The sequence below is a fragment of the Adlercreutzia rubneri genome, assembly GCF_009755265.1.
GTDB lineage: Bacteria > Actinomycetota > Coriobacteriia > Coriobacteriales > Eggerthellaceae > Adlercreutzia > Adlercreutzia rubneri.
In genome coordinates this window covers 1-21,408 of the sequence record NZ_WPOO01000022.1, presented here as the reverse complement: position 1 = coordinate 21,408, position 21,408 = coordinate 1, and the positions used below count along the sequence as shown (strand labels likewise).

25 protein-coding genes and 1 riboswitch are annotated in these 21,408 nt (G+C 62.0%); of the genes, 20 read left to right on the top strand and 5 right to left on the bottom strand.

Annotated features, from left to right (window positions below; translation table 11 throughout):
• Positions 1-23: 23 nt before the first annotated feature.
• The 3 genes from GO707_RS10395 to ribD are packed head-to-tail and all read right to left on the bottom strand — an operon-like array spanning position 24 to position 3,084.
• On the bottom strand, positions 24-1,259 hold the full coding sequence (locus GO707_RS10395; RefSeq protein ID WP_157012967.1) for a bifunctional 3,4-dihydroxy-2-butanone-4-phosphate synthase/GTP cyclohydrolase II: 1,236 nt from the start codon (positions 1,257-1,259) through the stop codon (positions 24-26).
• A 14-nt stretch (positions 1,260-1,273) separates the two neighbouring features.
• Positions 1,274-1,933, bottom strand: a complete 660-nt coding sequence (gene ribE, locus GO707_RS10390; RefSeq protein WP_157012966.1) for a riboflavin synthase — start codon at positions 1,931-1,933, stop codon at positions 1,274-1,276.
• A complete protein-coding gene (gene ribD, locus GO707_RS10385) occupies positions 1,915-3,084 on the bottom strand; it encodes a bifunctional diaminohydroxyphosphoribosylaminopyrimidine deaminase/5-amino-6-(5-phosphoribosylamino)uracil reductase RibD (RefSeq protein WP_157012965.1) in 1,170 nt (389 codons plus the stop codon). Before ribD ends, ribE begins: the two co-directional genes overlap by 19 nt.
• A gap of 134 nt (positions 3,085-3,218) precedes the next feature.
• Positions 3,219-3,346: riboswitch (FMN riboswitch) on the bottom strand.
• Positions 3,347-3,630: 284 nt separating this feature from the next.
• Between ribD and GO707_RS10380 the strand changes: the two genes are divergently transcribed.
• The 7 genes from GO707_RS10380 to GO707_RS10350 all read left to right on the top strand — a co-directional run bounded on the left by GO707_RS10380 (position 3,631) and on the right by GO707_RS10350 (position 8,446).
• Positions 3,631-4,431, top strand: coding sequence for a YebC/PmpR family DNA-binding transcriptional regulator (locus GO707_RS10380; protein ID WP_022740246.1), 801 nt, complete (start codon positions 3,631-3,633; stop codon positions 4,429-4,431).
• A gap of 209 nt (positions 4,432-4,640) precedes the next feature.
• Positions 4,641-5,441 (top strand): SDR family NAD(P)-dependent oxidoreductase, encoded by an 801-nt coding sequence (locus tag GO707_RS10375; RefSeq protein ID WP_157012964.1) that lies wholly within the window; start codon positions 4,641-4,643, stop codon positions 5,439-5,441.
• An 83-nt stretch (positions 5,442-5,524) separates the two neighbouring features.
• Positions 5,525-6,010: a crossover junction endodeoxyribonuclease RuvC gene (gene ruvC / locus GO707_RS10370; RefSeq protein WP_157012979.1), complete on the top strand. Its 486-nt coding sequence runs from the start codon at positions 5,525-5,527 to the stop codon at positions 6,008-6,010.
• Positions 6,007-6,600: a Holliday junction branch migration protein RuvA gene (gene ruvA, locus GO707_RS10365; RefSeq protein WP_114540381.1), complete on the top strand. Its 594-nt coding sequence runs from the start codon at positions 6,007-6,009 to the stop codon at positions 6,598-6,600. Before ruvC ends, ruvA begins: the two co-directional genes overlap by 4 nt.
• A gap of 6 nt (positions 6,601-6,606) precedes the next feature.
• On the top strand, positions 6,607-7,695 hold the full coding sequence (ruvB, locus tag GO707_RS10360) for a Holliday junction branch migration DNA helicase RuvB (protein ID WP_114540380.1): 1,089 nt from the start codon (positions 6,607-6,609) through the stop codon (positions 7,693-7,695).
• Positions 7,696-7,704: 9 nt separating this feature from the next.
• On the top strand, positions 7,705-8,118 hold the full coding sequence (locus tag GO707_RS10355; RefSeq protein ID WP_157012963.1) for a hypothetical protein: 414 nt from the start codon (positions 7,705-7,707) through the stop codon (positions 8,116-8,118).
• A 124-nt stretch (positions 8,119-8,242) separates the two neighbouring features.
• Positions 8,243-8,446: a cold-shock protein gene (locus GO707_RS10350; protein WP_016309120.1), complete on the top strand. Its 204-nt coding sequence runs from the start codon at positions 8,243-8,245 to the stop codon at positions 8,444-8,446.
• A 66-nt stretch (positions 8,447-8,512) separates the two neighbouring features.
• On the opposite strand, the gene GO707_RS10345 is transcribed toward GO707_RS10350, so the two are convergent.
• Positions 8,513-9,445 carry a class I SAM-dependent methyltransferase gene (locus GO707_RS10345; protein ID WP_231699602.1) on the bottom strand — a complete coding sequence of 311 codons (933 nt, stop codon included), beginning with the start codon at positions 9,443-9,445 and terminating at the stop codon, positions 8,513-8,515.
• Between the two features lie 75 nt (positions 9,446-9,520).
• Here GO707_RS10345 and thyX point away from each other — a divergent pair, with 75 nt between their 5' ends.
• From thyX to GO707_RS10310, 7 genes are all read left to right on the top strand, one after another.
• Positions 9,521-10,207, top strand: a complete 687-nt coding sequence (gene thyX / locus GO707_RS10340) for an FAD-dependent thymidylate synthase (protein ID WP_157012962.1) — start codon at positions 9,521-9,523, stop codon at positions 10,205-10,207.
• Between the two features lie 15 nt (positions 10,208-10,222).
• Entirely contained in the window at positions 10,223-11,317 is a 1,095-nt protein-coding gene (locus tag GO707_RS10335; RefSeq protein WP_157012961.1) for a DUF1385 domain-containing protein, read from the top strand.
• 206 nt (positions 11,318-11,523) lie between these two features.
• Positions 11,524-12,255, top strand: coding sequence for an amino acid ABC transporter ATP-binding protein (locus GO707_RS10330; RefSeq protein WP_157012960.1), 732 nt, complete (start codon positions 11,524-11,526; stop codon positions 12,253-12,255).
• Positions 12,256-12,266: 11 nt separating this feature from the next.
• Positions 12,267-13,208: a transporter substrate-binding domain-containing protein gene (locus GO707_RS10325; RefSeq protein WP_232325791.1), complete on the top strand. Its 942-nt coding sequence runs from the start codon at positions 12,267-12,269 to the stop codon at positions 13,206-13,208.
• Complete coding sequence (locus tag GO707_RS10320; protein WP_157012959.1) at positions 13,205-14,215, top strand: amino acid ABC transporter permease; 1,011 nt, start codon at positions 13,205-13,207, stop codon at positions 14,213-14,215. The genes GO707_RS10325 and GO707_RS10320 overlap by 4 nt, the downstream gene beginning before the upstream one ends.
• Positions 14,212-14,868 (top strand): amino acid ABC transporter permease, encoded by a 657-nt coding sequence (locus GO707_RS10315; protein ID WP_157012958.1) that lies wholly within the window; start codon positions 14,212-14,214, stop codon positions 14,866-14,868. The genes GO707_RS10320 and GO707_RS10315 overlap by 4 nt, the downstream gene beginning before the upstream one ends.
• A gap of 87 nt (positions 14,869-14,955) precedes the next feature.
• Positions 14,956-16,065: a MerR family transcriptional regulator gene (locus GO707_RS10310; protein WP_157012957.1), complete on the top strand. Its 1,110-nt coding sequence runs from the start codon at positions 14,956-14,958 to the stop codon at positions 16,063-16,065.
• On the opposite strand, the gene GO707_RS10305 is transcribed toward GO707_RS10310, so the two are convergent.
• Positions 16,062-16,277, bottom strand: a complete 216-nt coding sequence (locus GO707_RS10305; protein WP_022740231.1) for a helix-turn-helix domain-containing protein — start codon at positions 16,275-16,277, stop codon at positions 16,062-16,064. The two genes, GO707_RS10310 and GO707_RS10305, sit on opposite strands and share 4 nt — an antisense overlap.
• A 90-nt stretch (positions 16,278-16,367) precedes the next feature.
• Here GO707_RS10305 and GO707_RS10300 point away from each other — a divergent pair, with 90 nt between their 5' ends.
• From GO707_RS10300 to GO707_RS10275, 6 genes are all read left to right on the top strand, one after another.
• Positions 16,368-17,501, top strand: a complete 1,134-nt coding sequence (locus tag GO707_RS10300; protein WP_114540371.1) for an SPFH domain-containing protein — start codon at positions 16,368-16,370, stop codon at positions 17,499-17,501.
• Positions 17,491-17,898 carry a hypothetical protein gene (locus GO707_RS10295; protein WP_114540370.1) on the top strand — a complete coding sequence of 136 codons (408 nt, stop codon included), beginning with the start codon at positions 17,491-17,493 and terminating at the stop codon, positions 17,896-17,898. Before GO707_RS10300 ends, GO707_RS10295 begins: the two co-directional genes overlap by 11 nt.
• Before the next feature lie 29 nt (positions 17,899-17,927).
• Positions 17,928-18,491 (top strand): zinc ribbon domain-containing protein, encoded by a 564-nt coding sequence (locus GO707_RS10290; RefSeq protein ID WP_114540369.1) that lies wholly within the window; start codon positions 17,928-17,930, stop codon positions 18,489-18,491.
• Positions 18,492-18,513: 22 nt separating this feature from the next.
• Complete coding sequence (locus GO707_RS10285; RefSeq protein WP_114540368.1) at positions 18,514-19,353, top strand: DUF6591 domain-containing protein; 840 nt, start codon at positions 18,514-18,516, stop codon at positions 19,351-19,353.
• Between the two features lie 266 nt (positions 19,354-19,619).
• Positions 19,620-20,390, top strand: a complete 771-nt coding sequence (locus GO707_RS10280; RefSeq protein ID WP_114540367.1) for a DUF4230 domain-containing protein — start codon at positions 19,620-19,622, stop codon at positions 20,388-20,390.
• Positions 20,377-20,958: a DUF4230 domain-containing protein gene (locus GO707_RS10275; RefSeq protein WP_114540366.1), complete on the top strand. Its 582-nt coding sequence runs from the start codon at positions 20,377-20,379 to the stop codon at positions 20,956-20,958. The genes GO707_RS10280 and GO707_RS10275 overlap by 14 nt, the downstream gene beginning before the upstream one ends.
• The last annotated feature ends 450 nt before the right edge of the window (positions 20,959-21,408 follow it).

Here is a 21,408-nt window from a genome sequence, read left to right as displayed (position 1 = left end):
TCCTTAGTCGAGTTGTACAGGCGCTAGGACGCCTGGCGCTCCTCATCGAAGTACAGCAAATGCCCCATCTTCTCCTGCTTGGTGCGCAGATAGAACTCATCGTGGCTGGTCAAAGGCATTTGGATGGGCACGCGTTCGGTGATCTGCAGCCCGAAATCGCCCAATTGGTACACTTTGTCGGGGTTGTTCGTAAGCAGTCGCATGGTCTTTACGCCCAGCTCGTGCAGAATTTGGGCGCCGATGTAGTATTCTCGCAGGTCGCCCGCGAAGCCCAGGGCCAGGTTGGCCTCCAGGGTATCCATGCCGGCATCTTGCAGCTCGTAGGCGCGCAGCTTGTTCACAAGCCCGATGCCGCGCCCTTCCTGGCGCATGTACAGCACCACCCCGCGCCCCTCGGCTTCCACCTGGGCCATCGCTGCAGCCAGCTGCTGGCCGCAATCGCAGCGCAGGCTGCCGAAGGCATCGCCGGTGAGGCACTCGGAATGAACGCGCACCAGCACATCGACGCCGTCTCCGATGTCGCCTTTCACCAGGGCCACGTGGTGCTCGCCGTTCAACTTGTTCACGAAGGCGTGGGCGCGAAATGCCCCGTAGCGCGTGGGCATTGCCGTATCGGCCACTTCCACCACGTGGCATTCGTGCTTCTTGCGGTAGTCCTGGAGCGCTTTGATGGAGATGAACTTCAAATTGAATTGCCGGGCGAGCTCTATCAGCTCGGGTGTGCGCATCATGGTGCCGTCTTCGCGCATGATCTCGCAGCACAGACCGCACTCCTCAAGACCGGCCAGACGCATCAGGTCCACTGTGGCCTCGGTGTGGCCGTTGCGCTCCAGCACGCCGTTGGCCTTTGCCATCAGCGGGAACATATGGCCCGGCCGGCGGAAGTCGGACGGGCGGGCGCCGGGCTGCACCACGGCGCGCGCGGTCAGCCCGCGCTCTTGCGCCGAGATGCCCGTTGTGGTGTCGACGTGGTCGATGGACACGGTGAAGGCGGTTTCGTGGTTGTCGGTGTTCTCGGTGACCATTTGGGGAAACGCCAGCTTTTGGCACAGTTCGGCGGACATAGGCATGCAGATGAGCCCCTTGCCGTGTACTGCCATGAAGTTCACGTTCTCGGTGGTGGCGAACTGCGCTGCGCAGATGAAATCGCCTTCGTTCTCGCGGTCGGGGTCGTCGGTGCACAGAATGATCTTGCCCGCGCGCAAATCATCCAGCGCCTCTTCGATTGTGCTGAACTGGAATGACTCGTTCTCTTCCATGGGGTGCTCCTTCGTTAGAATCCATGCGCTGTCAGAAATGCTTGGGTGATACCGCCGCTCTCGGCCGTCGCGGATGGAGGGGGGAGGGGGGCGCCGAGGAACCGTTCGACGTACTTCCCGACCATATCGGTTTCGAGGTTCACCTCATCGCCGACGCGCTTGAGGGAAAGGGTCGTCTCGGCCCGGGTGTGGGGGATGATGGACACGGCGAAGTCGGCGTCGGTCAGGCGCGCCACCGTGAGGCTGATGCCGTCGATGGCGATGGATCCCTTCATGATGATGTGGCGCAGGGTGGTCGCATCGGCTCCGATGGTGTACCACACGGCGTTGTCGTCGTGCTGGATGCGGCGAATCGTGCCCACCGCGTCGATGTGCCCCGACACCAAGTGTCCGCCGAATCGCCCGTCGGCCGCCATGGCCCTCTCCAGGTTCACGGGGCTGCCGGCATGCAGGGCGCCGAGGTTGCTGCGTCGCAACGTCTCGTGCATGACATCGGCGCTGAACTGGGTCGCTCCCAGCGAAGTGACGGTGAGGCAGACGCCGTTCACGGCGATGGAGTCGCCCAGCCGAGTTCGCTCGAGCACGGTGCGCGCGTCAATGGACAGAACGGCCGAATGGGCGCCCCGGCGCAGCGTCCTTACGGTGCCGATTTCCTCTACAATGCCGGTGAACATGGTGTCGCCTCGCTTTCGACTGAAGGGGAAACGGCGCATTCTAAGAGCAGATCGGGCCCAAGGGCGGTGACGGTGGGGGAGGAAAGGCAAAGCGCGTCGGCGGGCAGCGCCACGCCCCGACCTGCCACCGGCCCTGGCGCGCTTGCTCCCCCGAAAAGCTTCGGGGCGATATAGGCTTGCACGCGGTTCGCCAGTCCGCCGTCGATGAAGGCGCCGTGCAGCGCAGGGCCGCCTTCGACGAGGATCGAATCGATGCCCAAGCTGCCCGCGTGATCGAGAAGGGCCGGCAGGTTCACTGCGCCGTTGCCCCCTTCCGCCGGCGGCGACGCCCAGACGGAACATCCGGCCTCGCGCAGGGCGCCTGTGCGCTCGGCGCTCGCCTGCGGCCCCACCGCCACCAGCGTCGGTATCTCTTGGGCTGTCCGCACGAGCAACGCATCCAGGGGCAAGCGCCCTTGGGAGTCGACCACAATGCGCAGCGGCTGCCGCCAGGGGCCGCCTTCCAAGCGGCAGGTAAGCGCGGGGTCATCGGCTAGGGCGGTGCCGATGCCCACCATGATGGCTGCGAACCGGTGCCGGTCGCGATGCACCCGCTCGCGCGCTTCGGGCCCGGTGATCCACCGGGATGCCCCCGTGCGCGTGGCCGCTTTCCCGTCCAGGGTCATGGCGTATTTCAGCACCACCAAGGGGCGCCCGGTGGTAATGAAGTGGAAGAATACCTCGTTGAGGTGCCGGCACCCCTCTTCCAGGACCCCCGTCTCCACTACCGTGCCCGCCTCGCGCAGCTGCGCGCACCCTTGGCCCGCCACCAAAGGGTTCGGGTCAAGGGCGCCCACGACGACGCGGGCAATGCCCGCTTCCAGGATAGCGTCGGTGCAGGGTGGCGTTTTGCCCCAATGGCAGCACGGCTCCAGCGTGACGTACAGGGTGCTTCCGGCGGGGTCTTCGGCGCATGCGGCCAGCGCCTCCCGCTCCGCGTGGGGCTGGCCGCATGCGGTGTGCCAGCCCTCGCCGATGATGCGGCCGTCTTTCACGATAACGGCACCTACGAGTGGGTTTGGGCTGGTCCAGCCAGTCCCTCTCTCGGCAAGCGCCAGCGCACGGGCCATGAAGGCTTCGTCGCGTGCGAGTTGCTCTAACTTCTGGGACATCGCTCACCTCCAACGCATCGCTGCGACCTTCGGGCGCCACTTCCGAAAAGATGAGCGGACGATTGCGAAAAAAACCCTGAAACCAAAAGGTTCCAGGGCTTCTAACTGTCCGATGCGCTCCGCTGGGGAGCACTTCCTATCTTCTTCCATCCAGACTGTAACTGTCGGCTTCGGAATTTCACCGAATCAGCCGCAAGCGCAAGACTTGCGGGTCGTGGGCTGTACCACCGGTGGGGACTTTCACCCCGCCCTGAAGATCATGTTCAATTGTTGATCGATCATAGTGCTTTATGGAAGCCCGCGCAACCCACGAATTGGGAAATCTGTGGATACCGTTGGCGATTGCTCGGGGAGTTGCTCGGGACGTGGCGCTTCTTTCCAGGGGCGCGCCACAGCCGCGTATCCGACAAACCTGGCGATGCGCTCGTTCTCTGCGCGCGGCCCCTTCCGTAGAAAAACCGTGCAGCGCGGCAGCTGGGTTTTCCCGTTCGCGCCCTTGTGGTACCATAAGCCGCTGTTGTATTCGTGTTTCGAAGGGACTTATTCATGTCAGGGCATTCTAAGTGGGCAACCACCAAACATCGCAAGGCCGCGCAGGACGCTAAGCGCTCGGCTCTGTTCTCCAAGCTGGCTCGTAACATCACCGTGGCCGCCAAGGAGGGTGGCGACCCGAACCCCGACAACAACGCGTCGCTGGCCGCCGCCATCGAGAAGGCCAAGGGCTACTCCATGCCCAAGGACAAGATCAAGACCGCCATCGACAAGGCTTTCGGTTCCGGCAAGGACGCCGCCAACTACGAGACCGTCGTCTACGAGGGCTATGGCCCGGCGGGCGTGGCGGTGCTCTGCGAGGCGCTGACCGACAACCGCAACCGCACTGCCGCCGATGTGCGCGCCGCCTTCTCCCATTCCGGCGGCAACCTCGGCACCTCCGGTTCGGTGGCGTTCCAGTTCGACCGCAAGGGCCAGATCATGGTATCCAAGGAGGTCGAGACCGGCGACAAGAAGAACCCCATCGGCCCCAACGGCGCCGCTGCCGACGAGGAGGAGTTCATGCTCGCCGTGGCCGAGGCCGGCGGCGACGACTACGAGGACGCCGACGAGGAGTGGATCGTCTACACCGCGCCGGGCGATCTCATGGCCGTGGTGAAAGAGCTTGAGGCCCAGGGCATCCAGGTGAAGGGCGCCGAGATGACCATGATAGCCAACACGCCGTCGGCGGTTTCGGTGGCCGATGCCAAGAAGGTCATGCGCCTCATCGACAAGCTGGAGGAGCTGGAGGATCTGCAGGCGGTGTACCACACCATGGACATCACCGACGAGATCGCCGAGGCACTCGACGAGTAGTTTTCGCGAACGTTAAAGCCAATCGCGCTAGGAAAGGCGCCGGGCCGCAGGGCTCGGCGCCTTTTGCCTTTCGGGGACGTAACAGGGCCGCGCAACATTCTGGAAACATAGTCGCGAGGAAATCTGATAGGGTGAAGCTTAGGTAAGCGCGCGATAGGCTCTTTGTGCAGCAGCGAGGGAGTCCCGCGCAGGACGAAAAGGGAGGCTCCATGGGTTTTCTCGAAGGTAAGACCGCCATCATCACCGGTGCTGGGTTCGCGGCGCTCAAGGACGGATCCGCCGGTTCCATCGGTTACGGCATCGCCACGGCCTACGCCAAGGAGGGCGCGAACCTGGTCATCACCGGCCGCAACGTGAAGAAGCTGGAGACGGCCAAGGAGAAGCTGGAGGCCGAATACGGTATCCAGGTGCTCTGCGTGGCCGCCGACGTGAATGCCGGGGCCGACAACCAGGCCGTGGTGCAGAACGTCATCGACCAGGCCATCGAGAAGTTCGGCCGCATCGACGTGCTGGTGAACAACGCCCAGGCCTCCGCCTCCGGCGTGACGCTGGCCGACCACACCACCGACCAGTTCGACCTGGCCATCTACTCGGGTCTGTACGCCACCTTCTACTACATGCAGGCGTGCTATCCCTACCTGAAGGAGACCAAGGGCTCGGTCATCAACTTCGCCTCCGGCGCGGGGCTCTTCGGCAACTTCGGCCAGTGCGCCTACGCCGCGGCCAAGGAGGGCATCCGCGGACTCACGCGCGTGGCCGCCACCGAGTGGGGTTCTGACGGCATCAATGTGAACGTGGTGTGCCCGCTGGCCTGGACGGCCGCTCTGGAGAACTTCCAGGAAGCTTACCCCGACGCCTTCACGGCCAACGTGCACATGCCCCCCATGGGCCACTACGGCAACGTGGAGACCGAGATCGGCCGTGTCGTGGTGCAGCTTGCCAGTCCCGACTTCAAGTTCATGAGCGGCGAGACCCTCACCCTGGAAGGCGGCATGGGGCAGCGCCCGTAATTCTGCTTGCTTTTCACAAACAGATGTTCTAAAATGAGCCCCACTCGAATTTAGAAAGTGGGGCTTATCTTTTGGCTGGCAGGATGCGCATCGTGATGGGAATTGATCCCGGGCTGGCCCATACGGGTTGGGGGGTCATCGAGCAGCGCGGGTCGCATCTTGCCTGTGTGGCCTACGGGTGCGTGGCCACGCCGGCCTCGCAGCCTTTGGCCGAGCGGCTCATGAAGATCCACCACCAGATCGGCGCGGTGGTCGAGCGCTTCCGTCCGGAATGCGTCGGCATCGAGACGGTCTGGTTCGGGCAGAATGTCACGGCCGCCTTCGCCACGGGCCAGGCCCGCGGGGCGGCGCTTGTGGCCTGCGCCGAGGGCGGCCTTGCCGTGGGCGAGTACACCCCGCGCCAGATAAAGCTCGCCGTGGTGGGGGAGGGCTCGGCCGAGAAGGACCAGGTGCAGTACATGGTACGGCACCTGCTTTCCCTCGATCGGCCGCCTGAGCCCGACCACGCTGCCGACGCGTTGGCAGCGGCCATTTGCTATACGACCCACGAGAACGGAAGGCTCGCATGATTGCGTTTCTGAACGGAACCGTGGCGGCGGTGCTGCCGCCGCAGACGGCCTACATCGATGTCGCCGGCGTGGGCTACGCCGTGGCCATGCCGGGGGGCGACCTGGGCAAGCTGGCCGTGGGCGAGGAAGCCCGCGTGCTCACCTACCTGTCCGTGACGGAGAACGGCATCGCGCTGTTCGGCTTTCTCTCCGAGGAGGAGAGGGCGCTGTTCGAGAAGCTCATCGGTGTGTCGAAGGTAGGGCCGAAGATGGCCCTGGCGGCACTTTCTACGTTCTCTCCGGCCGAGCTCGCCGATGCCATCGCCTCCCAGGACATCGCGCGGGTGTCCCATATCCCCGGGGTGGGGAAGAAGACCGCCGAGCGCATCATCTTGGAGCTGAAGGGCACCTTGGAGGGCGGCATGGCGTCGCTGTTCAGCCAGGGCGAGGTTGAGCCTGCGCGTAATCTGGCGGTGCAGGGGGCCACCGAGGCGCTTCTCTCCATGGGCTTCACCTCCGCCGAGGCCGAGGTGGCCTTGCGGGGCGCTCCCGAGGACGCGGGCGAGGGCGCGCTGCTACAATACGCCTTGAAACGTTTGGGAAGTCGATAGGAAATCATGGCATTCGATCTGGACATAGAGGGCATGGTGTTCGAGGCCGCGCGGGACGGCGCGGAAGCGCAGGGCTCGGCATCGGCGCTCGGGCGCGACCGCGCGGTGGCCCCGACGCTCACCGAGGACGACCTGGAGCTCGATTTCTCCCTGCGTCCCAAGCGGCTCGACGATTACCTGGGCCAGACGAAGGTGAAGGAGTCCCTCGGCATCATGATCGCGGCGGCCCAGGGGCGCGGCGAGCCGGCGGACCATATCCTGTTCTCGGGCCCTCCAGGGCTGGGCAAGACCACGCTCGCCACGGTGGTGGCCAACGAGTTGGGCGCCTCCATTCGCACCACCTCCGGACCGGCCATCGCTCGCACGGGCGACTTGGCGGCCATCCTCACCAACCTCGAAGAAGGCGATGTGCTGTTCATCGACGAGATCCATCGCCTGAACCGCATGGTGGAGGAGGTACTGTACCCGGCGCTGGAGGACTTCGAGCTGGACATCGTTGTGGGCAAGGGCCCGGCGGCCCGATCAATCCGGCTCGACCTGCCGCGCTTCACGCTCATCGGCGCCACCACGCGCACGGGCCTGCTCACCGGCCCTTTGCGCGATCGATTCGGTGTGGCCTTCCGCCTACAGTACTACACGCCCGAGGAGCTTTCGCTCATCGTGTGCCGGTCGGCCTCTATCCTGAACGTGGCCATCGACGAGGAGGGCGCTCTGGAGATCGCCCGACGCTCCCGGGGTACCCCGCGTCTGGCCAACCGCCTGCTGAAGCGCGTGCGCGACTGGGCCCAGGTGCGCGGCGACGGCGCCATCACCGAGGATGTGGCCGCCGAGGCGCTCACGTTCTTCGAGGTGGACCATCTGGGGCTCGACGCAGTGGACAACCGGCTTCTGGAGGTGCTCTGTGTGCAGTTCGGCGGCCGTCCGGTAGGGCTTACCACCTTGGCGTCCGCATTGGCGGAAGACCCCGATACCGTGGAAGACGTGTACGAGCCCTACCTCATGCAGCAGGGCCTCATGATGCGCACTCCCAAGGGTCGCCAGGCCACCGCCGGCGCCTGGGAGCATCTGGGACTCACCCCGCCGGAAGGGTGTTAAGGAGCGAGTATGTTCGAGCAAGATTATTTGATGCGTATCATCGCTCAGCTTCTGGGGGCCATTCGACGCTCTATGGAGCGGGCGGCCGGCGAGGAGGATCCGGACGGGGCCGCGAGCGCCCTCGACATGGCGTTGGGCGACGCCACCGATCTGGACGGCGAGGCGCTGCTCTCCCTGGCGCCCGAGTCGCTGGCCTCGGTGCTGCAGGTGTCGGGGGTCGATCCGCACCTCACGGAGTATATCGCCCGCAGTCTCATGCTCTCCGGTCGCTACCACGGTGAGGCGGGACGGCCGGATGTGGCCGAGCTGCGGCAGGCCCAGGGCCGCGCCGTCGCTGCCGCCTTCGGCCACGAGCTGGGAGCCGACCCCGTAAGCGACGAGGCCTTGGAGGCGCTTCTGACCGCAAGTGATGGAGAAGCGTAAATTCCCCGAGGAAATCGGCTGAAGTTAGCGTATAGTTATAGCGCGCTCCCAAAAGGGAGCTGGGCTTCGCGCCCGTATTGCTATACCCGCTCGTCAGACGAGCGGGAGGAAAGAGGAAAGTATCATGGCGGAAGGCACTGTCAAGTGGTTCAACCCCGAGAAGGGCTACGGCTTCATCTCCCAGAATGACGGCGAGGATCTCTTCGTCCACTTCTCCGAGATCAAGATGTCGGGCTTCAAGACGCTCAACGAGGGCGACGCAGTGACGTTCGAGGTGACCGAGGGTCAGAACGGCAAGCTGCAGGCGAGCAACGTGGAACGTCTCTAACTTCAAGTTTTAGAAATCTACATGACGCCAAAGGGCCCGGGATTGCTCCCGGGCCCTTTTCTGTTGCTAGCGGGCGTTCCAGGCGAGGAAGGCCCAGGTGACGGTGCGGGGCTCGGCGAGGCGCCAGGCGAGCTGGGGAATGCCCTTGCGGTCGGGGGCGCCGGCGCTCTCGTTGGGAACGAGGTTGGCGGTAAGCCATTCCCGTAGGTTGGCGCGTGCCCGCTGCCGTTCGGTGTCCGATGCGCGCACCGCCGAGGAGTCGTCGATCATGGCGGCCAGTTTCTCGTAGGCGTCCTCGGGGCTCGCGAACGTATCGTCGCGGGTGCTGTCGATGTAGCGCACCTCGGCCCTTATGCCTTCGGCGGCCAGGATGTTGAAGGCGTAAAGGTAGTCGCGCCCGAGAACGGCGGGCAGCCCCACAGCGGCCAGGATGCGCTCGTCGACGCGGGGGGAGGATCCGGTCGCCAGGGTGATGCACACCCGCCGGCGCGCCACTTCCGTCAGGCGCAGGAGCGCGTCGCGCAAATCGGCGGTGGCAATGGAGCGCGAGGCGACGGCCACATCGGTCATGCCCTCGCGCACGCCGAAGGCCGGCCAGTCGTCCTCCCAGCTCATGAGCTTGGGAAACACGGTGCGCACGCCGGCCTCGTTAAGGCGCGCCTGCATCTGATCCAGCATGCCCTGGGAGAAATCGGCCGCCACCACCTTGTGCCCCGCCTCGCCGAGCGGCACGGCCAAAGCCCCGGTGCCGCAGCCCATGTCGAACACCGTTTCGCCGGGGCGGATGTCCGCGTATCCCAGGAACTTCTCCACGTAGAGGTTCGGGGCGTCCTTGGTGGTGAAGGTGGCGGAGCGCTTGTCCCAGAACGCCGCGTCATCGGCATGGCGACGCACCTTCTGAAGCTCTTTCCACTCCTCGTTCCAATCCGTTGTGGTGAGCAAGGGTGTAAATTCGTCGTGCATGGGGCCTCCAAGCCGTGTCGTCGGTCGTTCAGCCATTATACTTCTTGGGAAACGATTCATGCGCTTCGCAATGCTTTCGACTGGCGGAGAGCTGCAACAAGAGGAGATGCTATGCAGGTAGAGCTTCTGTACCACACGCCCGACCCCGAGCGCGCCATCGCCACGGCGGCACGGCTGTGCTACGCGCCGGTGGGCGCGAGCGAGCTGATGGAGACCATGCCGCCGGAGCGCGTGAAGAGCGTGCTCTCCACCATCATGGGCTCGGGGCACTTCTCCACCCTCGAGCACGCCAGCTACACCTTCGCCGTCGACGGCGTTTCCCGCGCGCTCACCCACCAGCTGGTGCGCCACCGCATCGCCAGCTTCAACCAGCAATCCCAGCGCTACGTGAAGTTCAAGGGCGACATCCCCATGGTGAAGCCCGCCTCCGTGGCGGCCGACCCCGAGTGCAATCGCCTGTTCGACGAGGCCGCTGCTGCCGTGGCCGAGGCCTACCGGGCGCTCGTCGCGGCCGGCATCCCCGCCGAGGACGCGCGCTACCTTCTGCCCAACGCCTGCGAGACGAAGATCGTCATCACCATGAACGTGCGCGAGCTTCTGCACTTCTTCGAGCTGCGCTGCTGCAACCGCGCCCAGTGGGAAATCCGCGAGATGGCGTGGAAGATGCTGGAGCTTGCTCGTCCGACGGCGCCGTACATCTTCGCCGACGCCGGCGCGCCCTGCATCCACGGCGTCTGCCCCGAGGGTAAGATGACCTGCGGAAACCCCTATCCGCGCGTCGATCGCTCGCAGCTTTAGGCTTAGGACGACGGTATGACCAAGCAGAAGAGCGATCTGTCCCGCGCGTTCTCCGAGGACGGGGCCATAAAAACCCACGTGGGCGGCCAGGCCCTCATCGAGGGCGTCATGATGCGTGGCAAGTACAACTGGGCCGTGGCCGTGCGCGAGCCGGACGGCGCCATCTACGTGGAGGAGCACGACCTCACGAGCGGCAAGGACAAGAACGGCTGGATGTACTGGCCGCTCGTGCGCGGCTGCCGGGCGCTCGTGGAGTCGCTCATGCTGGGGTTCAAGGCCCTGGAGATCGCCGCCTTGCACGCCTTCGGCGACGAGGAGGGCGAGCAGAAGGCCGCCGCCGAGGCGACCGACGAAGCTATCGACTACGAGGTGACGCTGACCGACGGCTCGGAGACCGAGAAGGAGGAGGCCGACTTCGGGCATCGGGAGATGGTCATCTCCATGGTGGTGGGACTCGTGCTGGGCGTGGTGCTGTTCATTGTGGCGCCGGCGGCCATCACGAACCTCATCGTGGGGGAGTACGACGACCACACGCTGGCCTGGAACATCGTGGACGGCCTTCTGCGCGTGGCCGTGTTCGTCTTCTACATCTGGCTCATCGGCCGCATGGAGGACATCAAGCGCATGTTCATGTACCACGGCGCCGAGCACAAGGCCATCCACTGCTTCGAGCACGGCCTTCCCATGACCCCCGACAACGCCCGCCAGTTCCCGCGCCTGCACGTGCGCTGCGGCACCGCCTTCCTCATCATGGTCATGGTCATCGCTATCCTCGTGTACACCATCTTCCCTTTAAACGCCATCATATCCGGCTTCGGGGTGCCCGACGGGATGCCGAAGCTCGTGCTGGTCATCGTGGCCCGCATCGTGCTCATGCCCGTTATCGCCGGCATCTCCTACGAGATCACGGTGAAGTGGGCCGGCAGTCATCCGGACAACCCGCTCGTGAAGGTAATTCTGTGGCCCGGCATGCAGATGCAGTACCTCACCACCCACGAGCCCGACGACGCCCAGATGGAGTGCGCCATCGCCGCCATGCAGGCCGTGCTCGCTCGCGAGGATGCCGAGGAGGCGAAGGCGGCAGCAAAGACAGCGCCCACCGCTTCCTGATCGGCGTCGCTGCGCCGCCGCCGCTTTCCGGTAGACGTTGCCGCCCCGCCACCGCTTCCCGGTCGACGTTGCTGCGCCTCCTTCCACCCACGCCGTCAATAAGCTGTGAAAAACCCGTAGCGCCAGCGAAACCACGACTAATTGACAGAACGTTAGAATTTCCCCGTAACTGTTCGAGATGACGGTCCGGATGGGAGCGTGGGAGCATGGAGCCACTGATATCCGCCAAGGATCTTAAGAAGAACTTCGGGAAAGTGGAGGCGCTCAAGGGCGTCTCGCTGGACGTGGCAGAAGGCGAGAAGGTCGTCGTCATCGGGCCGTCCGGCTCGGGCAAAAGCGTGCTCATCCGTTCCATCAACGGCCTTGAGCGCCCCGATTCCGGCGAGCTTACCGTCAATGGCATCGACATGATGGCCAAGAAGGTGAACACGCGCAAGCTGGCCAGCGAGGTGGCCATGGTGTTTCAGGGCTACAACCTCTATCCCCATAAGACCGTGTTGGAAAACGTCACCTTCGCGCCCACCAAGGTGCTGAAGGTACCGAAGGCCGAGGCCGAAGAGGCGGGGCGCGCCTACTTGGAGCGCGTGGGGCTCACGAGCAAGCTGGACAAGTACCCCGACCAGCTCTCCGGCGGCCAGCAGCAGCGCGTGGCCATCGCCCGCGCGCTGAACATGCACCCGAAGATCATGCTTTTGGACGAGCCCACGAGCGCCCTTGACCCGGAGATGGTCAACGAAGTGCTCGACGTCATCAAGTCGCTGGCCGAGACGAACATGACCATCGTCATGGTCACCCATGAAATGGGGCTCGCACGCGACGCCGCCGACAAAGTGGTGTTCATGGAGAACGGGCTCGTGGTCGACGAGGGCACGCCGGCCTACCTCTTCGGTCCCGATTCCAACGAGCGCGTGCAGGCGTTTCTCTCCAAGATACTGTGAGGGGGTGCGCGATGAACGTGACGGGCAAAACGGTTGGGGTGAACGGGATGACTGGGATGCGCGGGACGTATCTCACGCGGCGCGGCTTTGTGCGGTTGGCCGGCGCTGCCGCGGCGGGCGCGGCTTTGGGTGGCGCGGTGCTGCCGCTTTCCGGCTGCGCGCCTGCGGGCGACGTGCTGCGCGTCGGCACGAAGATCGACGTGCCCGGCTTCGGCTTCCAGAACCCCGAGACGGGAAGCGTGGAGGGACTCGAGGTGGACGTGGCCCGCGAGCTCGCCGCGCGGATCAAGGGCGATCCCAACGCGCTGGAGATTGTGGGCGTGAACGTGACCACCCGCGGGGCGATGCTGGACAACGGCACGCTGGATGCGACGCTCGCCACCTTTACCATCACCGATGCGCGCAAGAAGACTTACGATTTCTCGCGGCCCTACTATATCGACCATATCGGTGTGCTCGTGCTGAAGAAGTCGGGCATCACCGATTTGGCGGGCCTTGATGGCAAGACCGTGGGCGTGGCGCTGTCGGCCACCACCAAGAACAAGCTGGGGGCGGCCGCCGCCGAGGCGGGCATCACGCTGAAGTTCGCCGAGTACGCCACCTATCCCGAGATCAAGATCGCGCTCGTGGCCGGGCGCGTGGACGCCTTTTCCGTGGACAGCTCCATTCTTTTGGGCTACCAGGACGACAGCACCTACTTGCTGCCGACGCAGTTCGCGCCCCAGGAGTACGGCGTGGCCACGAAGAAGGGCGGCGAGTATTCGGAGCCCGTCGACGAGGCCATCGCGGCCATGGAGGCCGACGGAACGCTTAGGGCGCTGAAGGAGCGCTGGGGCCTGTCGCTGGTCACGGAGGCGGACGTGGAAGCCGAGCAGGAAGCCGGCGGCACGGGCCTGGGGGAGGGGGATCCGGCCGACGATGGGGCGGCCGCGGAAGGGGGCGCGTCCCGATGACGGAGATCTTCGCGCCCTACAAGTGGGAGGCGCTCTTTGCGCGCTGGCCCGACATCCTGGCCGCCTTCGGCATGACCGCGGCCATCTCGGCGCTGGCCCTCGTTATCGCGCTCGTTCTGGGCTTCGTCTTCGGTGTGTTCGCCGTGTCGCGCTTCCGCATCCTGCGCGCCCTCACGCGCGTCTACGTGGAGACGGTGCAGAACATTCCGCTGCTTTTGCAGGTGTTCGTGCTCTACGCCGTGTTCCCGCTGCTCGGGCTTACCATCGCCTCGTTCTGGATCGGCGTCATCGCTATCGGCGCCTATCACGGCGGCTACATGTCGGAGGTGGTGCGCAGCGGCATCGGCTCGGTGCACCGCGGTCAGTTCGAGGCGGCTAAAAGCCAGGGGTTCTCTCCCGTGCAGACCATGACGCTCATCATCCTGCCCCAGGCCATGCGCATCATCCTGCCGCCTTTGGCCGTGCAGGCCGCCAACCTTGTGAAGAACACCTCCGTGCTCGCGCTCATCGCCGGCGGCGAGCTCATGTACTTCGCGAACTCCTTCGCCGGCGACACGAGCTACTACGGGCCGGCCTACGTGGCCGCCGCCGTGCTGTACTTCGCCATCTGCTTCCCGCTTTCCCGGGCCGCCGTGTACCTGGAGAGGCGCATGGGCACCCATCGCCATGTGGCCACCGGCGACGCCACCGAGGAGCTTGCGGCCGACGCCCTGGAGGTGACGCCGGGCACCCACGACATCACCGGGCATGCGGCCGCCCAGGCCATGGCCGCAGGCGTGACGACCATGGTGGAAGGCACGAGCACCTTGGTGCCCCCGGTGGCGGACAAGGGCCGCTACCTCACGTATGCGGAACTTTACGGCATCGACGCGCCGGCATGGCCCGACCGCCGCACCGTGGCGCCCCGCACGCCGCGGGATCGGCACGGGCTTGCCCGGGTGCGCGGCGCCATCGGCCGCACCGGCGGCCGTCGCAGGGGCAAGGGCCGGAGAGGAGGCCGGAAATGAGCGACATCGCCGCTTTGCTCACCTGGACGAACATCCGCTTCCTTTTGGAAGGGCTCGGACTCACTCTTATTATCTCGGCGCTGGCCATCGCCTGCTCTATCGTGCTCGGCGCCGTCATCTCCATCATGCGCGGATCCTCTTCCCGCCTGTTGCGCGGCTTCGCCATCGCCTACGTGGAGCTGTTCAAGAACACCCCGCTGCTTTTGTGGATTATGTTCACGTTCTTCGTGGCCCAGCTGCCGCCCCTGCCCGCGGCGGTGCTCGCCTTCACGCTGTTCACCGCGGCCTCGGTGGCCGAGATCGTCCGCGGCGGTTTGGCCAGCGTGCCAGCGGGCCAGTACGAGGCCGCCCGCTCCCAGGGGTTCTCGGCACCACAGATGTACCTGTACATCATCCTGCCCCAGGCCCTGCGCAACATGGTGCCGGCGCTGCTCTCGCAGTTCGTGACCACCATCAAGGACACGTCGTATCTGTGGGGCGCCATGGCTCTGCAGGAGCTCATGGGCCGCGGCATGATTCTCATGAACAGCTACAACTCCACGGTGCAGATCTTCGCCATCTTCGGGCTGATGGCCCTCATCTACTTCGTCGTCTGCTTCACCCTCTCGCAGATCGTCCGCGCCTACCAGCGCCGCCTCAAGGGCGCGCGGTAGGGGGAAAGAAATCTCTTGACCTCAACGTCGGGTTGAGGTTTATGCTGTGCGGCGGAAGTCTGGCGGAAGAGACGAAGGGCGAAGGGCATGCCGCGCAAACCGAAGATGCAGACGAGCAACGATCTGATACGCGAGAACTGCGAGTGGCCCATGACGGCGGGCCAAGTGGCGAAGCTGACGGGCGTGACGACAAGGGCGCTCCAGCATTACGACGAAAAGGGCCTTCTGTGCCCGGAGCGCTCGGGGGAGGGTGTGGCCAACAACCGCAAGCTCTACAGCCCCGAGGACATCGATCGGCTCAAGCAGATCGTAGTGCTGGGCTCCTACGGGTTCGAGCTCAAGGACATGCCCCCGATTCTCGACGGGGAGAGGAGTCTGACGGATGCTCTGGCGGACCGCATCGAGGAATTGCGCGCTCAGGAGCGCTACCTGCAGCACCTCATTTTGTTCGCGCGCTATGCCGAGATCGTCGGTGACGATCTTTTCGAAACCTTGGCCTTCGGTACCTCCGAGGTGGACGCGTTCGCCGAACTTGTGCGGAGTTCACCCGCCTATGCCGATAAAGCTATTCGGTGGGAATCTATGGACGATACGGGCTTGGAGCACTTGTGGGACGAGCTGGGCGCGATCATCGTCGACTTCTTGGGAGGCGAAGACGAGGATCCCTTCGCCCATATAGAGTCTACGGTGCGACGACTGAGGACGTGGTTCTGCACCTATTTCTTCGAGGTTGACGACCTCGACCTGCTGGGTATCTGGACGCTCTTCGAGGACGGCAGCGAGGAGGCCGAGTTTGCCAGCGAGGTGGGCGGAGAGGCGACACCGGGCTTTCTGCAGTCCGCGGTGTTTCTCGTGTGGCTGAAGTCGATGGCCTTGGAGCTTTCGGCGATGATCGAAGGTGGCGTCGGAGGCGATGCGCAACCTTCCATTTCCGAAAACCAGGTGGTGTTCCTCGTCGATTTCGTCTGCCGCTCGTGCGGCTACCCCGTGCCGGAAGCCGCGGAGCTCGATGGCGAGGGGTGGGCTACCATGGTGGAGTTTTTCGAGACGGTGGCGGGGTATCTGCAAAACGCCTTCGAGGACAAGGAGATTGCAACGCTCATCGACCCCGATGGCGAAAGTGTTGTTGATGGAGCGCTTTTCGAGAGGATGGCGCAAGCTGCCCGAGAGGTCGAGCTCTTCCCCGAGCGCGGCTAGAAGGTCAGCAGGTCGCGCACGGGCGAGCCCAAGGCATCGGCGATGCGGCCCAAATCATCGATGCCCACGCCGACCCGTCCGGTCTCGATGCGCCAGATGTGGGACTTGCTGCTGCCGATCATGAGGGCCAGCTGGCTCTGGGAAAGCCCCTGCTCCTCGCGCACGGCACGGATGCGCTTTCCCAGGGCCTGTCTTTTCTGTTCGATGTTCATGGGGAAAGCATATGTGCTACCATTAACGAACCGACTTCAAATATGAAGCCGCAGCTTATGGAGAGACTGACGAGGAAAGAAGGAGGCCGCATGGCCATCGTCTCGGTCGTCAAGTACGACGGCAATCCTGACGTTTTCGCCTGGAAGTACCCCGACAGCGAGCTGGGAACTTGGACCCAGCTCATCGTGAACGAATCGCAGCAAGCCATTCTGTTCAAGGGCGGCCAAGCTCTCGATGTCTTTGAGGCCGGGCGCCACACCCTCAGCACGAACAACATCCCTTTCTTGGAAACGATCATCAATCTGCCCTTTGGCGGTCAGTCGCCATTCAGCGCAGAGGTTTGGTTCGTCAGCAAGCAGTTCAACCTCGATGTCAAATGGGGCACGCCTTCGCCTATCCAGATTCAGGACCCTGTGTTCGGAGTGTTCGTCCCCGTAAGGTCTCACGGCGTTTTCGGTATTCAGATAGATGACGCGAAGCGCTTCTTGGTGAAGCTTGTGGGCACGTTACCCTCGTTCACCAAGAACGATATTATGCGGTACTTTCGCGGCGTGTACGTAGCTCGCGTCAAGGATGCGATTTCTACTTACATCATCGAGCGCAAAATAGGCATCCTCGAGATCAATCGCTACCTTGACGAGTTGTCGGACTACCTTCAGGAACGCATTGAGCCCGTCATGGCTGAATACGGCATCAGTCTCACCAATTTCTTCGTCAACGACATCAGCGTGCCGGAAGACGATCCGGCCGTTGTAACGTTGAAGCAGGCATTGGCTAAAAGAGCCGAGATGGAGCTGCTCGGATACACCTACGTGCAGGAACGCTCGTTCGATACGCTGGAAGGAGCGGCTACCAATCCAGGCTCTACCGCATCAGACCTCATGGGCGCAGGATTGGGCCTTGGGATGGGAATCGGCATGGGCGGCGGGGTCGGCGGCGCTTTCGCAGATGTTGCCCGCAATTTGAATGTCTCTGGTTCTTCGCGGACGTGCCCCTCGTGCGGAAGTGCGGTTCCCTCTGGGCAGAAGTTCTGCGGAAGCTGTGGTTGGGATATGGCGAAGCCCGCTCCGGGGGCTGCCGCCGAAGACGCAGGCTTCTGCACGGAATGCGGCGCGCCTCTTGCAGCATCAATGAAGTTCTGCGGACAATGCGGACATGCTGTCGCTTCTGATGGTGTGCCGGGGACAGAGAACTCCGAGGAGGCTGGCTCCGATGGTCGCTAACAGCGTGATGGCAGCGCTCATGATTGGAATCATTGTCTTCTCCGTGCTCGTAGTGGCGGTGCGTTACGCCCTGAAATTCTTTAGGGTCTCAAATACTTCGCTCAAAGCTACCGTACGATCAATGGATCAGCGGGTTGCGCGCTTGAGAGCGATGAGCGCTTCTTGCAAGAATGGTGAGCTTTCAGACTTTGCCATGAGGGTCGCAGATGGTCTTCGTTTTGGCGATAGCTCGATCGTCTTACCGCTTGATGGCGAAATCGATGATGCCATAGAGAGGGCGCATCAAGCGATACGCATACATGACGTTTCGGCAGCCGAAAGGGAGCTCAATCAGATTGCGTGCCTTACTCAACAACGTCGAGCGGAAGAGGCTTTCAGCAGAAAGGGGTCGTTCTGATTCAGAACGACGGAAGAAAGGAAAGATGCATGGGACAGGAGAGAGTTAAAGGAGAGACGGCAACCAAGGTGGAGATTGTTCTCGGCGTGTTGTTCGTGCTGGGAGCACTTAGTTCTTTGGGCCAAGGCCATTTGTACAGCTCTCAAGCTGTTTTCAGTACGGTAGGAATGTTGTTTCTTGGCGCCTATCTTTTGGTTCGCGGAATTGAATGGGGCCAACTCGTGAAGGCGTACCGAAGCTATTCAACACTTCTGGCTCACAGCCCGTCCGGATCGATTTCCGAGATTGCCTCTGCAGAGGGAACGACGACAGAAGTGGTCAAAAGGAACTTGAAGCTGATGATCAAAAGAGGGATGGCGACGAATACCGCCATTGACGAACAGAATAACCGTGTCGTTTCGGCGATGGCAGGGTCTGTGGCTGCCCCGGCCGGTAATCGTCAGGTTCCGGGGCCTCAAGCAGTGGCTTACCAACAACACGCTACGCCGGAGATGGTTGTTGTCGAGTGCCCGAGCTGTGGTGCAAAGAACAGCATTCCTCGCGGCGCCATTGCCCAGTGCGGTCATTGTGGTGCGCAAATTGACGCACGATGAATAGTCTGGAAAGGATCGAGCTATGAATCTCTCATTGCTTGGAAATTTGAGGAAAGCGCTGCTGGCTCTGACGGTTGCATGTTTTGTTGCAGGCGTGGCCATTGCCCCTGCCTGCGATAGGGCCGCTTTAGAAAATTATCGGCACGATCCAACGGATCGTTTTGCAGAAATGCAATGGCCGGATCGGGGGCTGGGGGCGATGCTGCCGGCTCCCGAATCGAGCTATGGAGTGATATACAACGACAAAGCGCAGTGGTTCAACGGGGATGTTGGTAACTATACGCGTGAGCAGTACGGGGCCTATGTGGCATCTTGCGAAGATGCAGGCTTTACGGTGGAATACACGAAGAACAACGATGCTTTTTGGGCCTGGAACGAAGAAGGGTACTATCTCCATCTGGGATACGACGAGGACAAAAGCTATATGTCGTTTAGCTTGGAAGCACCAAAAGAAGAAGAGTCGGGTGGCTCGGGGGTATCCAATGGCGGAAGCGAAGAGGACGTCGGTGCCGATGATGGCGCGGCGACGGATGCCCCCGACCAAAAGACTAATCAAGACGAAGAGCCTACGGGCGGTGCTTCTGCTTCGGGTGAGGTCACCCCTTCGTTCAAAGAATATATGGACAGCTATGAGGCGTTCTTCGATGAGTACATCGCTTTCATGGACAAATACGAAGAGTCAACCGACTACGCTCCCGAAATGCTGGATGATTTCAATACCTACATGGAGCGGTACACGGACATGACCGCAAAGATGAACGAAGTTGACACGGGTGCGCTCTCTCCAGCAGATTTGGCTTATTACAACGAGGTGAATGCTAGGGTCTATGAAAAACTGTACGACTTGGAGAATGGAGCTTAGTGCCTAGATGCGGCGTATACGATTGTGCCGTTGCGGGTGCGGAAGGCGCGATGGGAGACTCATAGACGAATATCGATGATCCCAAAAGAACTGGCAAGCAGAATGATTGCAACAATTGCTACAATGATTCCAACGATGTACGGCAATACTTTCATGTCGCCTCCAGAGTGGGGTAATCGGATGTGTTCCTACACAAGAGACGATATACGAGATGATCGTCTTGAGCAAGTGGTGTAAGCAATGTAGGTGATTGGAAGGAAACGTCTTTGGAGAACGAATCGCAACGCCCCAAAGAACTCGCCAGCTGGGAGAGCGAGGAGGAGCTTTCTCTCGACGGACGGGAAAACCGTTTGCGCAAAAGTGGACATAGAGAGGATCCTGACGAACTCGTGGGAGGTCGAGGAAGCGCCTGGAGGGCTTTTCTCAGAAAAGTTCCGCTGAAGATCAAGATCCTCAGTCTCGTTGTTGTGGCGATTCTTATAATTTTGATTTTCGGGGTCGCTTTACCGCTAGCGCTCGACAACGATGAAACGCAGTACCTCTCTGACGCGACGCTGAAAAGTGCCGTAGACATCGGAGATTTGGAAGTAGTCGATTATACCTATAAAGGTATTGCGGATAAGACGAGTCAATTTCTTTGGGCGGAGAACGTAGACTATCGAGTTAAGTACGAAGCTCATGTGCGAGCAAGCTACGACATGTCTGCGATTGATTTTCGCGTGAACAATGAGGATAAGTCGGTTACCGTTTTGCTTCCAGATGTGGAGATATCCGATCCAGTTTTGGATGAAACGAAGTTCGGCTACTTGCCAGAAAACGCTACGGCCGATGTTCGAGATGTGATTGCTCTCTGCAAGGAGGACGTCGCGAGTGAGTTCAGCGATGCGGGGCTTCGCACTGAAGCGATGGAAAGCGTGCGTGAAACCGTCGAAGCGCTAATCAGACCTTTACTTGATAGTGCTTGGCAGATCGAATTCGAGGAAGTTTCCGCGAAAGAGGAGTCTGGGCGAGAGGGGATGCAGAATGAGGCAGAGTAAGCAGCTGTTTGTGGCTGTCGTGGCGCTGTTTATCGTGCTGGGTCTTTCCGGGTGCGACAAGCAAGAACAACCCGACTTTTCTGGGTATAAGAAGATCGCTGACCTCGCAACTATAGATTGTACCTTTCATAACGTGGCAGAAATCTACAACGACGGTACTGATATCATTTTTGGCATCAATGTGGGCTACAAGAAGGCATGGTTTGAATACGACGGCAGCGTTGAGCTTGGCGTTGACGTTTCGCAGGTGCGAATTGAGGGGCCTGACGCAAGCAACGTGGTAACCGTTTTCGTTCCCGAAGCGCAGGTTCTCGGAATTCCGCAAATCGATGAGACATCGTTTTCGGATGTTTATGCTGATACAGGGTTGCTGACGAAAATCGAAACAATGGATCAAAGTCTCGCGCTTCAAACGGCTCAGTCGGAAATGGTGTCGGCTGTGGAGAACAGCCCCGAGCTCTTGGAGCGCGCCAGGAAGAGAGCGGAGACACTGCTCGCACAATATGTGACGACGGTGGGGTCAGCTATTGGGCAAGAGTACGAGGTCAGGTTCTCCGGAAGCGAGTAGGTTACTGTCGACGAGAGAGAGGGTCATTCGAATCGATTATGCTTGCGGTGCGATGTTGTGCAATGGTTGCCGAAGAGTCCTCGCCGACAAAAGGCGACTTACGGAGTGGGGATGGCCCGGGAATGGTTGCAAGGGTCGCTCGGGGGTGGCCCTTCTCGTTGCGTGCTGTTTTGGATGGCTCGAAGTGGCGAGTTTTTGGAGGATTCGACGTAAGGGGCCGGGAGGCGAGGATACCCACTGGGGATGAAGTGGTGTTTTCCCAGCTCGAAGTCGCTGCAGAGGAAGATTTTGGCTTGGCATGGGGCAGCTAGGGGGGGACGATGTGAGTAGTAACCCTCTCCGGTACCAACAATCAGCAGAATCTGGTACCGCCAGTCAGCGGGCTTGGTACCCTGGGTAAGATAAATTGGTACCGCCGCCCATCGAGCCTAGAATTCCATGTCGCGAGCC

Bases quoted from the DNA above. Each gene is read 5' to 3' on its own strand.
- GO707_RS10395 (WP_157012967.1), bottom strand. From the start codon at position 1,259: ATGGAAGAGAACGAGTCATTCCAGTTCAGCACAATCGAAGAGGCGCTG.
- ribE (WP_157012966.1), bottom strand. From the start codon at position 1,933: ATGTTCACCGGCATTGTAGAGGAAATCGGCACCGTAAGGACGCTGCGC.
- ribD (WP_157012965.1), bottom strand. From the start codon at position 3,084: ATGTCCCAGAAGTTAGAGCAACTCGCACGCGACGAAGCCTTCATGGCC.
- GO707_RS10380 (WP_022740246.1), top strand. From the start codon at position 3,631: ATGTCAGGGCATTCTAAGTGGGCAACCACCAAACATCGCAAGGCCGCG.
- GO707_RS10375 (WP_157012964.1), top strand. From the start codon at position 4,641: ATGGGTTTTCTCGAAGGTAAGACCGCCATCATCACCGGTGCTGGGTTC.
- ruvC (WP_157012979.1), top strand. From the start codon at position 5,525: ATGCGCATCGTGATGGGAATTGATCCCGGGCTGGCCCATACGGGTTGG.
- ruvA (WP_114540381.1), top strand. From the start codon at position 6,007: ATGATTGCGTTTCTGAACGGAACCGTGGCGGCGGTGCTGCCGCCGCAG.
- ruvB (WP_114540380.1), top strand. From the start codon at position 6,607: ATGGCATTCGATCTGGACATAGAGGGCATGGTGTTCGAGGCCGCGCGG.
- GO707_RS10355 (WP_157012963.1), top strand. From the start codon at position 7,705: ATGTTCGAGCAAGATTATTTGATGCGTATCATCGCTCAGCTTCTGGGG.
- GO707_RS10350 (WP_016309120.1), top strand. From the start codon at position 8,243: ATGGCGGAAGGCACTGTCAAGTGGTTCAACCCCGAGAAGGGCTACGGC.
- GO707_RS10345 (WP_231699602.1), bottom strand. From the start codon at position 9,445: ATGGCTGAACGACCGACGACACGGCTTGGAGGCCCCATGCACGACGAA.
- thyX (WP_157012962.1), top strand. From the start codon at position 9,521: ATGCAGGTAGAGCTTCTGTACCACACGCCCGACCCCGAGCGCGCCATC.
- GO707_RS10335 (WP_157012961.1), top strand. From the start codon at position 10,223: ATGACCAAGCAGAAGAGCGATCTGTCCCGCGCGTTCTCCGAGGACGGG.
- GO707_RS10330 (WP_157012960.1), top strand. From the start codon at position 11,524: ATGGAGCCACTGATATCCGCCAAGGATCTTAAGAAGAACTTCGGGAAA.
- GO707_RS10325 (WP_232325791.1), top strand. From the start codon at position 12,267: ATGAACGTGACGGGCAAAACGGTTGGGGTGAACGGGATGACTGGGATG.
- GO707_RS10320 (WP_157012959.1), top strand. From the start codon at position 13,205: ATGACGGAGATCTTCGCGCCCTACAAGTGGGAGGCGCTCTTTGCGCGC.
- GO707_RS10315 (WP_157012958.1), top strand. From the start codon at position 14,212: ATGAGCGACATCGCCGCTTTGCTCACCTGGACGAACATCCGCTTCCTT.
- GO707_RS10310 (WP_157012957.1), top strand. From the start codon at position 14,956: ATGCCGCGCAAACCGAAGATGCAGACGAGCAACGATCTGATACGCGAG.
- GO707_RS10305 (WP_022740231.1), bottom strand. From the start codon at position 16,277: ATGAACATCGAACAGAAAAGACAGGCCCTGGGAAAGCGCATCCGTGCC.
- GO707_RS10300 (WP_114540371.1), top strand. From the start codon at position 16,368: ATGGCCATCGTCTCGGTCGTCAAGTACGACGGCAATCCTGACGTTTTC.
- GO707_RS10295 (WP_114540370.1), top strand. From the start codon at position 17,491: ATGGTCGCTAACAGCGTGATGGCAGCGCTCATGATTGGAATCATTGTC.
- GO707_RS10290 (WP_114540369.1), top strand. From the start codon at position 17,928: ATGGGACAGGAGAGAGTTAAAGGAGAGACGGCAACCAAGGTGGAGATT.
- GO707_RS10285 (WP_114540368.1), top strand. From the start codon at position 18,514: ATGAATCTCTCATTGCTTGGAAATTTGAGGAAAGCGCTGCTGGCTCTG.
- GO707_RS10275 (WP_114540366.1), top strand. From the start codon at position 20,377: ATGAGGCAGAGTAAGCAGCTGTTTGTGGCTGTCGTGGCGCTGTTTATC.